Genomic DNA, 15,423 nt, shown 5'->3' on the forward strand with positions numbered 1-15,423 from the left:
CTAACGCCCTATGATTCGCCAAGCCTCGCGGCGACGTGAGCCTGCGATCTCGGCACCGCCTTCGATCTGATGAAGCCAGCCATGATCTACAAGTATCGCCACGGACTTCGCGGCGGTTGCTTTGTCTCGGATCGGATTTGGACCGCCCTGGTAAATATCGGGCAGCGATATCACCCTCTCGTTCCATGATTGATGGAGCCACCCTAAGAGCTTTTGCGCGAGAGCTAGGTTAGGGCTAACTCGACTGCTTTCGAACATGCGCAGTGCTTCGGCAACATAATGTTGCGCAAGCGTCACCCCGGCGGCCATGTGCTCCGGTGAGATTTCAGTCACTTCGATATCAGAAACCAACGCCAGTACCGCAGCGAGACGAGCCGCGTGTTCTGGAAACTTATTGGCAAGGCCCCTCACCGTGGCGAGCGCACCTTCGGGTCTGATTTGGCCTTCGATATTGTCCGCGAAGCCGATCCACATTTTTCGAGCATCAGGTGCTAGCCGCAGTACGCGGGGCGAAAGCTCGTTGGTCTTGCCTGAAACGAGGGGCAGCGGCTTCTCCAGCATGTCGAGGATGCGCCCGCCATACCGCTTCATCGCCGCATCGGAATCATTAGAAGGTTCGTGCCACAATCTGGTTCCGGCGTTTGACTCCGGTGCCGTGACTAAGCAACGAGACAGCAAGCCTTGATTCAGGAGGAGTTGGTCTGACAACATCATCGCCGCCACGTCGGGCTGAGCCATTAAATGCAAAGCGACCCGCCGACCGGGAAGAATGGTTGCGCCGTCCGCCGCCCGAACACGTTTTATCGTTTCCCCGTCCCACAGGGACGAAAGACCTGTAGCGGTTCGCAGCATCGCCTCCGGCGTCATCCCGTGACCACCGATGAACTGTCCGCCCTCGGCGGAAAAAATGCCGATACTCGGCTGACCGCCAACGAGATGCTTACAGAGCCCTTCATATGTCGGCTCGGGGCAAGTCAACATCGGCGATAGCGGAGCCGTAGGCGGCTGACCTTGGCAGTCCAGCGCGGCCTTGATCGCCGCCCGATCACCCTTCGCACCCTTCACACCACGTTCCCGCGCCTTTTCCCAAGCGATCCTGGCGTTCTCATATTCAGGCAGGGCTTGGTCATAGTCTTCACGTAGCGCTGTTTCACGCTTCCGGAATGGCCATAGCGCTTCGCTGTCGGTGGCGGTTTTCCGCTCACCGGTTGCAGCCACGCTGACAAAAAAATTCGATATTGGCTTTACCTGCCCAGTCGGCAATTCGACATCGGCATGGCCTTGCCCCGCGAGCGTGGCCGCTGCGACCGTCGATTGCCCGCAGATTGCCATCGGAGCCTGCACACGGTCGTTTATTGCTCTGGCTGCAGCTTCAAGAACATCACCTAGAGCATCAACCGGAAAGGGGTCAGCAGGAGGAAGTTCGCGGATCAGCGGGCGGGGCGGCTCTGCCCCAAGGCGATCAGCTTTCGCAACGATTGCCTTAACCGCCTGAGCACCATCACGCGACATGGCGGGCCTCCTCAATAGCTTGAGCGGAGGGAACTTGGCGCAAGACATCATTAAAGTCGGTGCCGACCGTCGGCGGGATCGAAATACTGACGCGGCGGCCCTCTTGCACGAAGCGCTCGGCAGCTGCGCGGGCGGCCTGTTGGCCGACGCCGCTGGCATCATTGTCGCTGCAGATCAGCACATTTGTTTCCGCTGGCGGCAAAACAAGATTTTTCAATCCATTGGCCGACAACGCTGCTCTACCGGACAGCCCGCACGCCTGCATGACGCTTAGAGTCGTCTCGATCCCCTCGGCCACAGCCAGCCTTTCACCGGCGCTCGGCTTTCCGAGCAGCACAGCACCACCACCGACGGGTCCAAGGCTTGCCTTGCCTGGCTCGATGTTCACCTTGCCGGACCCATCGGCGCAAATGTAGGTCCGAAGAATAGCCAACGGTCCAACACCCACGCGCTCGACCAGCGCCACCATTGCCGGGAGCCTGACGTCGCTAGGGTGCGGGCAATGCGGATGAAAACGAAGGCTAGTGCTCACCTCGACCGGCAAGTCATTCAGCACAATGCCTCGACCTAACAGATACTGTTCGGCGGGCGTACTTTTGATCGGTTGTGACGCGTCCCAGATGCCGATGGCTCGTGCCGTGCAGGCGGCTTTGTGTGCGGAAGTATCCTTCCGGGGTAACATTCTCGGCTGCCCTTGACGCTCGGACGGGCCGTAGTCGAGTAGTCCGATCCGACGTATTTCACCGAGCACGTCGCGGCGCTCACAGCCAGACCAGCACGTCACGAGTAAGCGACCCTGCTCACCGTCGCGGATGACAAGCGATCTTCCGCCGTGCAACGGACAGCGGCAGCGCCAGCCATTGCCCTCGCGCCGAGCCTCACCAAGAGTATGAGCGATGTCGGCGGCACTCATGACCTGACCCCACCAATTACTTTGCGAGGCCGCCCACGCCGGTGTGGCTGTCGGTCTGGCTCCGAGAGGGGAGCAACTAGAGCCTCCAAAGACCGAAAGGTAATCAGCGTCCGCCGCCCGATGCGAACCGTTTCCAGTCTTCTATCGCGGACCAGCCCCCACACTGTCGTATTACCCAAACCAGTCAACGTGCACGCCGTGGCGACCGTGACGGTCAGCGGTTTAAGTTCCGGACGCGGCGCTTCCGACAACAGTGGATTTACAGGTAAATCGCCGACCGTTTTGACCATGCGCGAACAAGCTCCGTGAGGAGACCCATTCCGGCAGGCGCTGCCAGATATTGAGACAGAGGAAACCGCTTGCGGCTCGCTTGCGGTAGGACGCCTAAGCATGCCTGCGTGGCAGAGGCTGGCGTTGATCGACTCGTGCGCGTGCACAAGGACATAGAAAGGGCGAGCATCGCCCATTCACTGATCAAGAGATACCACAGTATCGAATTTTTCGCAAAGGGCGTATCGACACGGCCGAGGGCGGTTGGTCAGCGCGACCTTCGTATCGGGGCGACGTTGCCTTGGCTCGTTTGTTCCGGTGCCGTGCAGAATGACGCCCACTGAGTCATCAGCCGCCGACGCTTTTCGAACAGGTCGGAACGATTATACGCCGCTACGGTCTTGTCGCTCACCGTGTGGGCCAATGCCATCTCGGGCACCTCGGCAGGGAAGTTCGTACGCTCTGCCGCCCAGTCCCGGAACGACGATCGGAAACCGTGGGCTGTCAGGTCATCCCGACCCATGCGGCGCAGCAGCATAAGAAAAGCCATGTTTGAAAGCGGCTTGCCGCGCTTGCCGCCGGGAAACACATAGGCGTCACCCGCATCGACGTGGCGGAGTGACTTCATGGTGCCGAGAATGGCCACCGACCGGGTCGACAACGGAACACGGTGGTCTCGTCCGGCCTTCATCCGTCCAGCCGGAACGGTCCAAACCTTGTCCAACAAGTCAATTTCAGACCACAGCACTCCCAGCGTCTCACCCGTCCTAGCGGCCGTCAGGATCGCAAATTCGAGCGCGCTGGCGGCAATGCCTTCCTGCTCTCGCAAACTCATCAGGAAGCCCGGCAGGGCGGCGTAAGGCAGCGCGGCATGGTGCTCGACCTTCCGCACCTTGGACCGCGCAGGCAGTACCTTGTCGAGATGGCCCCGCCACCGAGCCGGATTTTCGCCCTCGCAGTATCCCCGCACCCGGGCCCAATCGAGGATGCTTTCTATGCGCCCCCGCAAGCGGCCCGCCGTCTCCGGTTTCGTCGTCCAGATTGGCTCGATCACCTTCAGCACCAACGTCATATCGATTGACTGAACCGACAGCGCGCCGATGACGGGCTCGGCATATGTCGCCAGCGTCGCTTCCCATTGTGCTGCATGCTTCGCGTTACGCCAGCCAGCCCGGTTGGTGGCGATGTACTTTGAGGCGCACTCCTTGAATGTAATGGCTTTGGCTGAACGGAGGCGGGCTTGCTGCCGACCGGCGCGGCGCGCCTCTATCGGGTCAATGCCGTCATGCCGTTGCCTTCGGCACTCCGCCGCCCGGTTTCGTGCTTCGGCAAGGCCGATGGTGTGAAGCGGCCCCATGCCCATCCAGCGCGGCCTGCCACTGAGCATGAAGCGGTAGACCCAGTTTTTGGTGCCATCCTCGGTGACGCGCAGATAGAGGCCACCACCATCGGCATACATGCCGGGCCGCTTAGCCTTTTCAACCTTGAGGGCGGTAAGTCTGCCGATAGACCTCGCCATACCGAAAGTCCACAATCACGTCCACAGTTACAATGCGGATTATGGCGAAGGACCACAAACGTGTAAAGTTGAATAAGGCCCCAGGAACCGGCCTTTCTAAGCATTTTTGAATGACTGCGAATGGTAGCGGATATGGCTTTGGCGGAGAGAGTGGGATTCGAACCCACGGTACGGTTTCCCGCACACACGCTTTCCAAGCGTGCGCCTTAAGCCACTCGGCCATCTCTCCGGAGGCCCTCTCTTGAAGGGCCAGGACACATTTTGCAAGGGACCGCGGGCGCGCGCGCTGAAATTTCCCCAATTGTTTGAATTTATTGGATAATTTGTCGCTTATGTCCACTGAGGGCAACCGCTTGGCGCTGGGCCTTGAACCGGAATCAGGTTATCGCCGACGACCATAGGGCAACCATGGGCGGAGAACGGCATGATGATCACGCGAGCGCTTTCATTCGCCACCCTGACAGCGGCGCTGATCGCGGGCGCCGCGGCTCCCGCACTGGCGCAATCCTGCACCCGTCAGGGCGTCGATGTGAGTTGCGACGATGGAAGGCGCGGCATCCTTTCGGGGGAAACGATCATCTGGGCCGACGGCACGCGATCGAGCCTGGCCTCGCCGCATCCGAGCGTCATCGTCGGCAACAAATCGTCCGTCATCGTCGGAAAAGGCGTGTTCGTCGGCAAGGGCAACGGCGTGGTGCCGATGGAGAATCCGAGCGATCCGCGCCGGGCACGCTGCCCGGTGCTGGATGGCGTCTCCTATTGCTACTGAGCTGTTCGTGGAAGTCTCTAATGATACCGCGCGCCGTTATTGACGGAGCGTAGCGGCAACCGGGTCGGCGTATCAGCCGTGACAGGTTCCAAAGGGCCACTATCGAGCTGGCTTTCCTGCAGCGCGTCGATGAAATCGGCAAACCATTGCTGGATCGTGCCGCCGCGCAGCTTTTCCATCATCGCCTCCCAGCGCATCCGCCGTTCGGTCAGCGGCATCGAGAGCGCGGTCGCGATGGTGCGGGCCATGCCGTCGATATCGTGCGGATTCACCAGCAATGCGGTGTCGAGTTCGTTGGCCGCGCCGGCGAATTTCGACAGCACCAGCACGCCGGGGTCGGCGGGATTCTGGGCGGCGACGTATTCCTTGGCGACCAGGTTCATGCCGTCCTGCAGCGGCGTCACCACGCCGACCTGCGCGGTGCGGTAAAGCCCCGCGAGCACAGCCTGGCCAAAGCCCTTGTTGAGATAGCGGATCGGCGTCCAGTCGACTTCGCCGTGGACGCCGTTGACGTCGCTGACGAGTCTCGCGACGTCGCTCTGCAGATTGCCATAGGCTTCGATTGCGCCGCGCGACGGGGTTGCGATCTGCAGCAGCGACACGGTGCGCAAAAGCTGCGGATGCAGCGTCCACATCCGGTCGAACGCCTTGATGCGGTTGATCAGCCCCTTGGAATAATCCAGCCGGTCGACGCCGATCGCGAGCTTCTCGCCATTCAGGCTGCGCCGCAGCCGCGACACGTCCGGATGCGTCATCGCCTTGGCGGCCTGCTGTGCGAATTTCTGCGGATCGATGCCGATCGGGAATACCGCGGCGCGCGTCCGGCCGTGGCGCGAGACGACGACGCCGTCATGCACGGCGAGCCCGAGATCGGACTGCGCGTAGGACAGGAAATTCTCGCAGTCCTCTTCGGTCTGGAATCCGATCAGATCATAGGCCAGCATCGCCTCGATCAGATCGCGATGATGCGGCACGCCTGATATCACCGAGCGCGTCGGCCACGGCGTATGCAGGAAGAATCCGATCGGCTGCGTCACGCCGAGATCGCGCAGCTCGGCACCGAGCGCGAGAAAATGATAGTCCTGAACCCAGAACGCGGAGTCCGGCTTTTTGAAGCGCAGCAATGCACGCGCCATGAAGGCGTTCACTTCGCGATAGCTGAGGTAGTCGTCCTGGGAAGCGCGAATCAGGTCGGCGCGGGAATGCAGCGCCGGCCACAGCGCCGAATTCGCAAAGCCCTCGTAATATCCACCGTAATGCGCCGCCGGCAGATCGAGCATGGCAAGCGCGCCCGCCCCCAACGCTTCAATTTCGGCGAAAGGTTCCTTCTGGTTCCCGTCACGGACCCGGCCGCTGGAACCTACCCAAATCGCCCCGGACTTCTCGACAACCGGCAATAAAGCCGCCGCGAGGCCACCGGTCATGGGTTCATTGGGCTTTCCGCGCGCAACGCGGTTCGAGACGACGACGAGGTTCACAGGTCCCCTCCTGTTGCTGCACCCGCGAATTAACAACCATTCATCAATATGGTTCCTGGCCAACCTTTCAACGAATTGAAACCAAATTCGGGCTAGCCGCGACGGAACTCACCTGAACTCACGAAAAAGAAAATTTTCCGCGAGATGATGGTGATGCGTCAGGGAACTGTGTTCTAAAACCGGCGCCATTTGCAAACGTGCGCTGATCATGGCAGCGCTGCGTCTCTTTCGTCGTCGAGCAGATGCGCTAGAAACTCTCTAACATCGCTCGGCGAATCGAAATGTCCCTGCACGCCTTGCGCGCGGCGACCGACAGAGAATGCGAGACCATCGTAATCAGGCATAATGCCGAATACGGTTTCGTCGGTGACGTCATCGCCGATGAAGAGCGGACGGCGGCCCTTGAACGGTTCGCGCGTCATCAGCTCGCGTACGCCGGTCGCCTTGGTGAAACCGGAATGCTTGATCTCGCAGACGCATTTGCCCGGCAGTATCTCGATCGGCGCGTTCGGCAAATCGGCCCTGATCAGCGACACCGCCGCGTAGATTGCCTTCTCCGCATGCGGCGCCAGACGATAATGCAGCGCCAGCGAATAGCCCTTGTCCTCGAGAAGAATTCCCGGGCTGAGCTTGGCAATCGCCGCAAGACGGCGCTTCAATTCCCTGTCCATCGGCGGCGCGTGGGAGTCGACCGATTCGTTGTCGGGATCGATGCGCATTTCCGCGCCATGGCCGCCGACGGCCGGGTATTGCTCCGGCGCGAAGATCAAGTCGATATCGTTGAGCGAGCGGCCGCTGACGAGCGCCAGCGCGCCGTTGGTGCGAGCCAACAGCCGGTTGAGCGTCTTCGACAGCCCCGGCGGCACCCAGACCTCGCGCGGCGTCGGCATCAACTCGAGCAGCGTGCCGTCGATATCGAGCAGGACAGCAGTTTCGCTCAAATGCGGCACCAGCGAGCGCGGCACCGGAACGGTTTCCGGCGCACCCTCCTCCTCGCCAACGATCTCATCTTCCAATGGCATTTCCAACAGATCCTCGTTCATCTCATCCTACTCCACAAAGGCTAGCGGTCGTGCGACAGTTTCGAGCGACTTGCGCTCGGCGGCGACGGCGTAGCGCCACGCCACGGCTGCCGCAACGATCATCAATGCCGACCCCAACAGGTAGCCGGCGAAAACACTCGTGCGCGATCCGGTATCGATCAATGCACCAAACAAAGCAGGCCCAATTACGCCGCCAATTCCGGTGCCGATCGCATAAAACAGCGCGATCGCCAGCGCGCGCACCTCCAGCGGGAACGTCTCGCTGACGGTGAGATACGCCGCACTCGCCGCGGGCGAGGCAAAGAAGAAGATCACCATCCAGGCGATCGTCTGCGTCTGCGCGGTCAGGGCTCCGATCGAGAACAGATAGCCCGACAGCGCCAGCAGTACGCCCGACACGCCATAGGTCAGCGTGATCATCTTGCGGCGGCCGAGCGTGTCGAACAATCGACCCAGCAGCAGCGGACCGAGAAAATTACCCGCCGCAAAGGGCAGGATATACCAGCCGACATGGTTGGCCGGAATGCCGAAGAAATCGGTCAGGATCAGCGCGAAGGTGAAGAAGATCGCGTTGTAGAAGAACGCCTGCGCGACCATCAGCACGAGGCCAACCATCGAACGCTGGCGATAGACCGTCAACAGGGTATGCGCGACTTCGCGCAGCGGCGTATGGCTGCGCATCCGCAATCTGATCTTCGGCAGGACTCCCTTCGTCTCATCCCGTACCTGCCCCGCCGACTTCTCGATTGCATCCACGATCGCGTGCGCCTCATCGGGACGGCCGTGAATCATCAGCCAGCGCGGGCTTTCCGGAATCCACATCCGCATCACGAACACGACAAGCCCGAGGACCGCGCCGGTCATATAGGCGAGCCGCCAGCCCATATCGGGGCCGAACCACGCCGGATCGAGCAGCACGATCGCGCAGACCGCGCCGAGCGCAGCCCCGATCCAGAAGCTGCCGTTGATGACGAGATCGGTCCAGCCGCGATAGCGCGCCGGCACCAGCTCCTGGATCGTCGAATTGATCGCGGTGTATTCGCCGCCGATCCCGGCACCGGTCAGGAATCTAAAGAGCGCATAACTTCCCACGCTCCAAGAGAACGCGGTTGCCGCGGTCGCCGTGAGATAGACCGCGAGCGTGATGAAGAACAGTTTCTTGCGGCCGATCCGGTCGGTCAGCCAGCCAAAGCCGAGCGCACCGAGCACGGCGCCGGCGAGATAGGCGCTATTGGCCAGCCCGACATCGAAATTCGAGAACCGAAGCGTCGGGCTTTCCTTCAACGCACCGGACAAGGCGCCGGCGAGCGTGACTTCCAGCCCATCCAGAATCCAGGTGATCCCGAGCGCCAGCACGACGCGGGTATGAAACCCGCTCCAGCGCAGATCATCGAGCCGCGCCGGAATGGAAGTTTCGATGACGCGATCATTATCCTGCCGCACGGCTGCGGCGGCGGAATCATTCGCTGCCGAACGTTTCCCTGTCAGCTGCACACCCATGGGAATTGAACCAATGAAAAAACACCCGGAACGCCCCAGCCCCAAGGTTCTTTGGCCCGAATTAAGGCAGACATGATGCCCGCCATGGGAGACAACGTCCGCGTGGGGGCATGGTTCCCGCATTGCGGCAGGGGAACCGTGCGGATTTAGCGGCGCGGTTCCCCACGTCATTGCGACGGATAAGACGTAACTCCACAAACGCTGTCGTCCTCCGCGAAAGCGGGGGACCCAGTACGCCGCGGCTTATCGGTTCTATCATTGATGTCTCTGAATACTGGGTCGCCCGGTCAAGCCGTGCGATGACACCGAATATGAGTTAGCGTTCTCGCGGCGCATTGCGTCCGAGCTTTGCCAGAAATTTCCTTGCCCTCTTCAAACAGAGGGCGCAGGGAAGACCGGGTGCGCGCTGCACCCGCGGTCCCGTGTGCGGTTTGCACTAAAAAGGCTGCACACGAGCATACAGGGCAGCGGAGAACACCCGGCCTTCCCTGCGCAATGGCTTTACGGCTTATGCCGTGCTCTCCCCGGAGACGAGTTCTCGGTTGACTCCGTCGCTGCCGTTCGGCTCTCGCCTACCCGACCGCTTGACACCTGCAACGGGTGCCAGGACCACACGGTTTTGCCGTACGCTTAGTCCGCGCCATCGTCTCAGCGCAAACCAGCGTCCACCGCAACCCGTCCAACGTCCGTGACGACGGCCGACGCCCTTCTGAGTAGGACGGGATGGCCAAAGATGCGCACTGATTTGGGTCGGCTGACAACAGAACTATTTTTGATTTACGGAATTTTCTACTTGACACGATTTCCGTAAATCAGAACTGATTTGCCCGTCGCGCCAATTTGCCGCGCTCTCTCCGTTCCCTCTCCCCTTGCCCCCTTGCGGGAGAGGGTCAGGGAGAGGGGTTCTCACGGGCAGTCTCGCTTGTGGCCACCCCTCTCCCCAGCCCTCCCCCGCAAGGCCGCAAGGGGGGAGGGAGCCGACTGGCCGCGCGGCGAGAGTATTGGCTAAATCAAGCCGATGCGCCCTGCTTCACTCGTGCGCTCACGCCGCGCGGATGTTCGCCATGAAGCGGTCGAGCTCTTCGCGCAGCCGGGTGCTTTCGCTCGACAGCGTGCGCGCGGAATGCAGCACCTCTTCCGAGGCCGTACCGGTCTCGGTCGCGCCGCGGTTGACCTGCATGATGCTGGCGGCGGCTTCCTCGGTGCCTTGCGCGACGTTCTGGACGCTGCGTGCGATTTCCTGCGTCGCAGAACTCTGCTGCTCGACTGCGTCAGCAATCGTCGTGGCGATGTCGGAGATCTTGCCGATGGTGCCGCCGATTTCCTTGATCGCCGCGACCGATTCCTGGGTCGCGCCCTGCATGCCCGAGATGTGATTGGATATCTCGTCGGTCGCCTTCGCGGTCTGGCTGGCGAGCGATTTGACCTCGGAGGCGACGACGGCAAAGCCGCGGCCGGCATCGCCGGCGCGAGCCGCCTCGATGGTCGCGTTCAGCGCCAGCAAATTGGTCTGCTCGGCAATCGCCGTGATCAGCTTGACCACGTCGCCGATCTCTTGTGCCGCGCGCGACAGTTTTCCGATGCGGTTATCGGTCTGTTCGGCCTGGCGCACCGCGGCTTCCGCAATCTGGCTGGATTCCTTGACGCGGCGGCCGATCTCGTCGACGGAGGCCGAAAGCTCCTCGGTCGCGGATGCCACCGATTGCATGTTGCCGGAGGCTTGTTCCGAAGCGCCGGCGACCTGGCTCGACAGGCTCTGGGTGGTTTCCGCCGTTCGCGTCAGCGTTCCCGCCGATGCTTCCAGCTGCACCGCCGAGGCCGAAACGTTGGAGACGATGGCGCCCACCGCGGCCTCGAATTCGTCGGCAAAGCGAATGAGTTCGGCGCGGCGCGCGGCGCTGCTCGCCTTGTTCTGCGCCTCCTGCGTGGCGGCGTCGCGTTCGGCCTTGGCGACCGCCTGAACCTTGAACTCCTCGACCGCGCCGGCCATTTCGCCGAGTTCGTCCTTGCGCCCGAGGCCGGGCAGCACGACGTCGAAATTGCCGGCGGCGAGTTCGCGCATCGCCTTGCACATTGCGGTCATCGGCTTGGAAATGCCCTTGCCGAGCAAGAACGCCCAGATACAGCCGAGCAGGAAGCCGCCGGCCGCCAGGATCAGGATCAGCCGTTCGGTTTCGCCGATGCTCGCGTTCGACTCGGCCTCGAGCCGCTTCTGATCGGCCAGCAGGCTGGACTTCATGACCGCGGCGCCCTTGCTGATCGCGGTGACGGAATCCGTCATATCGAGCGTCAGGTCGTCGATTTCCTTGGCATTGTGAATCAGCTTGGCGAGCGCCTCCCGGTAGGCATCTAAAAGTCCGGCGACCTCCTTGAGGTCAGCCACGACCTTTTCAGTCTTCGAGGAAATCGATTTGAGCGAATTCTCGACGAATTTCAGACGCGCCAACGCGCTGGCGGCCACCGCCTTGTCGGCATTGATGACGAACGTGTTGACCAGTGCGGTGGTGACGGCCTGAAACTGCTCGTAGACCTTCTTCGCGCCGAGACTGATGACCTGCTGCTCGGACTCCTCGGCGTTGCTCGGGAGATCGTCGAGCTTGTAGTGCAGCGACATGCCGCTGCGTGTGAGCTGGTTCTGGGTGATCCGCGCGCTCTCGTCCTTGACCTTGACGACGTCGGCAAAGATCTTGGCAAAGCCGCGGAACTCCCGCTCCAGCTTGGCGAGCTGTTCGAGCCGGCCCGGATCGGTGGTGCCCTTCATCGAGGCGATAATGGCTGCCTTCAGGCTGGCTTCAGCCGCGAGCGCCGCCTTGCCATCCTCTTCCTTGGCCGTGACCACGAAATAGCGGGCGAGCGAACTATAGGAAATCAGCTCGCGGTCGATGTCGCGCGCCAGATCGGCTTCCTGCACGCTGCGCCGGTAGGCGTCCACGCCTCCGGAAACGTGTTCAAATCCCATATAGGCAATGCCCATGCTGACCGCCGAGATGGCCAGCGTCACGGCAAAGCCAAGCATGATCTTGGCGCGGAATCGAAGGGTTGGGAGTTTGATCGAGAACAAGCCCGTACGTTTCTTAAATCCCACCTCAAGCCCCCCGTTTTCATTCTGAAAACCCGGATCGGGAGGCGCTGCCCCCGATCCAGTGCGCAAAACTAAGGCACAATGGATAAGGGTGCGTAAATTCCGGCCGCATTCCCCTTGGGTTGCAGGGCTGGAGGCATACTTTTTTTGCCTTGGTCCCCCTTTGGGGCCCGGACGGTCTCCGAAAGTATGATGCCATGCGGGGTGGACGAGGCCTCACCCCGTCGATCTACCTTCCGCCACGCGTGCGCTTTGGCTGCAGCTCGACTCGCGCTGGAAGACGGCCGAAGAATCGGCTGACCGACACCGCGTCGCCGCGAGGATGTCATCACAATGACAGGGGCGACCAAAATCCTAGTTGCAAGTTCCCTCGCCCGTGTTTCTAATTGGAATAATTATAAAACATCGGGAGGTATCACGCGTGTCTACCATCAAATTGACGGTGAACGGCAAGGCTGTCTCAGCCGACGTCGAGGACCGGACCCTCCTCGTCCATCTCTTGCGCGAAAACCTGAACCTGACCGGCACCCATGTCGGTTGCGACACCAGCCAATGCGGCGCCTGCGTCGTCCATATCGACGGCCGGGCGGTCAAATCCTGCACCGTGCTGGCGGGCCAGGCCGCCGGGTCCAACGTCACCACCATCGAGGGCATCTCGAAGGGCGACGAATTGCACCCGATGCAATTGGCGTTCCGCGACAATCACGGCCTGCAGTGCGGCTATTGCACCCCGGGCATGATCATGTCGTCGATCGATATTGTGAATCGCCATGGCGGCAAGCTCGACGAGGAAACCGTCCGGCAGGAGCTGGAAGGCAACATCTGCCGCTGCACCGGCTACCACAACATCGTCAAGGCGGTGCTCGACGCGGCCGGACGCATGAAGGTCTCGCAGGCGGCCGAATAGCTGCCGCAGGCCACCAAGACTGAATCCAAGACCGCGTTTCGATGGAAATGGCGGGAACAATAATTCCGGTCGGGAGGACAGGACATGGGCGTTGAAGGCATTGGCGCAAGCGTTGTGCGCAAGGAAGACCGCCGTTTCATTACCGGCAAGGGTCGTTACGTCGACGACATCAAGATTGTGGGCCTGACCCACGCGCACTTCATCCGCAGTCCGCACGCCCACGCCAAGGTAAAGAGCATCGATACGTCAGCGGCGAAGGACATGCCGGGCGTGGTTGGCATCCTGACCGGCCAGCAGATCGTCGACGACAAGGTCGGCAATCTGATTTGCGGCTGGGCCATCACCTCGAAGGATGGCACCGGCATGAAGATGGGCGCATGGCCGGCGATGGCGCCGGAGATCGTGCGCTTCGTCGGCCAGGCGGTCGCGGTCGTGATCGCCGAGACCAAGAACCAGGCCAAGGACGCCGCCGAAGCCGTCGTCGTCAACTACGAAGAACTGCCGGCCGCCGCTGATATTCGCGCCGCCATCAAGCAGGGCGCGCCGCAGCTTCACCCTGAAGCGCCCGGCAACGTGATCTACGACTGGACGATCGGCGACGAGGCCGCCACCGAAGCCGCGTTCAAAGCGGCGGCCAACGTGGTTTCGCTCGACATCACCAACAACCGGCTGGTGCCGAACGCGATGGAACCGCGGGCAGCGATCGGCGAATATAATGAGGCGGAAGAGCACTTCACGCTCTACACGACCTCGCAGAATCCGCATGTCGCCCAGTCTCGTGCTGTCGGCGTTCTATAACATCGCCCCGGAGCACAAGCTGCGGGTGGTGGCGCCCGACGTCGGTGGCGGCTTCGGCTCCAAGATCTTCATCTACCCTGAGGAGATGGTGGCGCTGTGGGCCTCCAAGAAGGTGGGGCGTCCGGTGAAGTGGACCGGCGATCGCACCGAGGCCTTCCTGACTGACGCCCATGGCCGGGATCACCTGACCAATGCCGAGCTGGCGCTCGATGCCAACAACAAGATCACCGGCTTGCGCGTCAAGACCTATGCCAATCTCGGCGCCTATATGTCGCTGTTCTCGTCGTCGGTGCCGACCTATCTCTACGCGACGCTGCTGTCGGGCCAGTACAACATCCCCAACATCTTCGCCGAGGTGATCAGCGTCTACACCAACACCACCCCGGTCGACGCCTATCGCGGCGCGGGCCGGCCCGAAGCGAGTTTCGTGGTTGAACGGCTGCTGGAGACGGCGGCGCGGCAGTTGAAGGTCGATCCGGCGGAACTGCGCCGCAAGAACTTCATCACCCAGTTCCCGCATCAGACGCCTGTCATCATGGCCTACGATATCGGCGATTTCGGCGCCTCGCTCGACGCGGCGATGAAGGCGATCGACTACGCCGGCTTCCCGGCGCGCAAGGCGAAGGCCAAGTCCGAAGGCAAGCTGCGCGGCATCGGCCTCTCCTGCTACATCGAGGCCTGCGGCATCGCGCCGTCGAAGGCGGTCGGCAGTCTCGGCGCCGGCGTCGGCCTGTGGGAGTCCGCGGAGATCCGCGTCAATCCGGTCGGCACGATCGAAGTCCTGACCGGATCACACAGCCACGGCCAGGGCCATGAAACCACGTTCTGCCAGCTGATCGCCGAGCGCCTCGGCGTTCCCATCAGCCAGGTGCAGATCGTCCACGGCGACACCGACAAGGTGCAGTTCGGCATGGGCACCTACGGCTCGCGCTCACTCGCCGTCGGCGGCACCGCCATCATCAAGGCGATGGAGAAGGTGGAGGCCAAGGCGAAGAAGATCGCAGCCCATGCGCTCGAAGCCTCCGAGAACGACATCGTCATCGAGAACGGCGAGTTCAAGGTCACCGGCACCGACAAGTCGATCGCGCTGCCGATGGTCGCGCTCGCCGCCTATACCGCGCACAATCTGCCCGACGGCATGGAGCCCGGCCTGAAGGAGACCGCGTTCTACGACCCGACCAACTTCACCTTCCCGGCCGGCGCCTATATCTGCGAACTCGAGGTCGATGCCGCCACCGGCAAGACCTCCTTCGTCAACTTCGTGGCGGCGGACGATTTCGGCCGGCTGATCAACCCGATGATCGTCGAAGGCCAGGTCCATGGCGGGCTCGCCCAGGGCATCGGCCAGGCGTTGCTCGAAGGCGCAGCGTATGACAGTTCGGGTCAGCTGCTGACGGCGTCGTTCATGGATTACGCCATGCCACGCGCCGACGATCTGCCGTCGTTCAAACTGAACCACACCACGACGCTGTGTCCGGGCAACCCGCTCGGCGTCAAGGGCTGCGGCGAGGCCGGGGCGATCGGCGCATCGGCCGCCGTGATCAACGCGATCACGGATGCGATCGGCAACAACAAACTCGAAATGCCGGCGACGCCCGATCGCGTCTGGCACGCCATTCACGGTTGAGGGAG

The 15,423-nt window shown here is 61.9% G+C and carries 10 protein-coding genes, 1 tRNA gene and 1 pseudogene; 3 read left to right on the plus strand and 9 right to left on the minus strand.

Annotation, left to right across the window (positions count from 1 at the left end; translation table 11 throughout):
- The 5 genes from ABIE49_RS19045 to ABIE49_RS19065 form a co-directional block, all read right to left on the minus strand.
- A complete protein-coding gene (locus ABIE49_RS19045) occupies positions 1-1,512 on the minus strand; it encodes a YfjI family protein (protein ID WP_192735646.1) in 1,512 nt (503 codons plus the stop codon).
- Positions 1,502-2,425 carry a DUF7146 domain-containing protein gene (locus ABIE49_RS19050; RefSeq protein ID WP_192735647.1) on the minus strand — a complete coding sequence of 308 codons (924 nt, stop codon included), beginning with the start codon at positions 2,423-2,425 and terminating at the stop codon, positions 1,502-1,504. Before ABIE49_RS19050 ends, ABIE49_RS19045 begins: the two co-directional genes overlap by 11 nt.
- Positions 2,422-2,892: a helix-turn-helix domain-containing protein gene (locus ABIE49_RS19055; protein ID WP_354066881.1), complete on the minus strand. Its 471-nt coding sequence runs from the start codon at positions 2,890-2,892 to the stop codon at positions 2,422-2,424. Before ABIE49_RS19055 ends, ABIE49_RS19050 begins: the two co-directional genes overlap by 4 nt.
- A 71-nt stretch (positions 2,893-2,963) precedes the next feature.
- Positions 2,964-4,214, minus strand: coding sequence for a tyrosine-type recombinase/integrase (locus tag ABIE49_RS19060; RefSeq protein WP_192735648.1), 1,251 nt, complete (start codon positions 4,212-4,214; stop codon positions 2,964-2,966).
- Positions 4,215-4,353: 139 nt separating this feature from the next.
- Positions 4,354-4,443: transfer RNA gene (locus ABIE49_RS19065), tRNA-Ser, on the minus strand.
- 195 nt (positions 4,444-4,638) lie between these two features.
- Here ABIE49_RS19065 and ABIE49_RS19070 point away from each other — a divergent pair.
- On the plus strand, positions 4,639-4,983 hold the full coding sequence (locus tag ABIE49_RS19070; protein WP_502915915.1) for a hypothetical protein: 345 nt from the start codon (positions 4,639-4,641) through the stop codon (positions 4,981-4,983).
- A 17-nt stretch (positions 4,984-5,000) separates the two neighbouring features.
- On the opposite strand, the gene ABIE49_RS19075 is transcribed toward ABIE49_RS19070, so the two are convergent.
- The 4 genes from ABIE49_RS19075 to ABIE49_RS19090 form a co-directional block, all read right to left on the minus strand.
- Complete coding sequence (locus ABIE49_RS19075) at positions 5,001-6,461, minus strand: trehalose-6-phosphate synthase (RefSeq protein ID WP_192735649.1); 1,461 nt, start codon at positions 6,459-6,461, stop codon at positions 5,001-5,003.
- A gap of 206 nt (positions 6,462-6,667) precedes the next feature.
- A complete protein-coding gene (otsB, locus tag ABIE49_RS19080) occupies positions 6,668-7,504 on the minus strand; it encodes a trehalose-phosphatase (RefSeq protein WP_192735650.1) in 837 nt (278 codons plus the stop codon).
- A 6-nt stretch (positions 7,505-7,510) separates the two neighbouring features.
- Positions 7,511-9,004 (minus strand): MFS transporter, encoded by a 1,494-nt coding sequence (locus ABIE49_RS19085; protein ID WP_192735651.1) that lies wholly within the window; start codon positions 9,002-9,004, stop codon positions 7,511-7,513.
- A gap of 1,042 nt (positions 9,005-10,046) precedes the next feature.
- The gene (locus ABIE49_RS19090) at positions 10,047-12,020 is read right to left on the minus strand and encodes a methyl-accepting chemotaxis protein (protein WP_192735741.1); all 1,974 of its coding nucleotides are present in this window, start codon (positions 12,018-12,020) and stop codon (positions 10,047-10,049) included.
- Between the two features lie 487 nt (positions 12,021-12,507).
- On the opposite strand from ABIE49_RS19090, the gene ABIE49_RS19095 reads away from it, so the two are divergent.
- Together ABIE49_RS19095 and ABIE49_RS19100 are read left to right on the plus strand one after the other, a co-directional pair.
- Positions 12,508-12,993 (plus strand): (2Fe-2S)-binding protein, encoded by a 486-nt coding sequence (locus ABIE49_RS19095; protein WP_192735652.1) that lies wholly within the window; start codon positions 12,508-12,510, stop codon positions 12,991-12,993.
- Between the two features lie 84 nt (positions 12,994-13,077).
- A pseudogene (locus ABIE49_RS19100) lies at positions 13,078-15,418 on the plus strand (xanthine dehydrogenase family protein molybdopterin-binding subunit).
- Positions 15,419-15,423 lie beyond the last annotated feature (5 nt).

The organism is Bradyrhizobium sp. OAE829, assembly GCF_040546575.1.
Taxonomy (GTDB): domain Bacteria; phylum Pseudomonadota; class Alphaproteobacteria; order Rhizobiales; family Xanthobacteraceae; genus Bradyrhizobium.

What these genes read in the sequence shown, in the direction of transcription:
- ABIE49_RS19050 (WP_192735647.1), bottom strand. Translation starts at nt 2,425, where the DNA reads ATGAGTGCCGCCGACATCGCTCATACTCTTGGTGAGGCTCGGCGCGAG.
- otsB (WP_192735650.1), bottom strand. Translation starts at nt 7,504, where the DNA reads ATGAACGAGGATCTGTTGGAAATGCCATTGGAAGATGAGATCGTTGGC.
- ABIE49_RS19090 (WP_192735741.1), bottom strand. Translation starts at nt 12,020, where the DNA reads ATGCTTGGCTTTGCCGTGACGCTGGCCATCTCGGCGGTCAGCATGGGC.
- ABIE49_RS19070 (WP_502915915.1), top strand. Translation starts at nt 4,639, where the DNA reads ATGATGATCACGCGAGCGCTTTCATTCGCCACCCTGACAGCGGCGCTG.
- ABIE49_RS19045 (WP_192735646.1), bottom strand. Translation starts at nt 1,512, where the DNA reads ATGTCGCGTGATGGTGCTCAGGCGGTTAAGGCAATCGTTGCGAAAGCT.
- ABIE49_RS19060 (WP_192735648.1), bottom strand. Translation starts at nt 4,214, where the DNA reads ATGGCGAGGTCTATCGGCAGACTTACCGCCCTCAAGGTTGAAAAGGCT.
- ABIE49_RS19085 (WP_192735651.1), bottom strand. Translation starts at nt 9,004, where the DNA reads ATGGGTGTGCAGCTGACAGGGAAACGTTCGGCAGCGAATGATTCCGCC.
- ABIE49_RS19055 (WP_354066881.1), bottom strand. Translation starts at nt 2,892, where the DNA reads ATGGGCGATGCTCGCCCTTTCTATGTCCTTGTGCACGCGCACGAGTCG.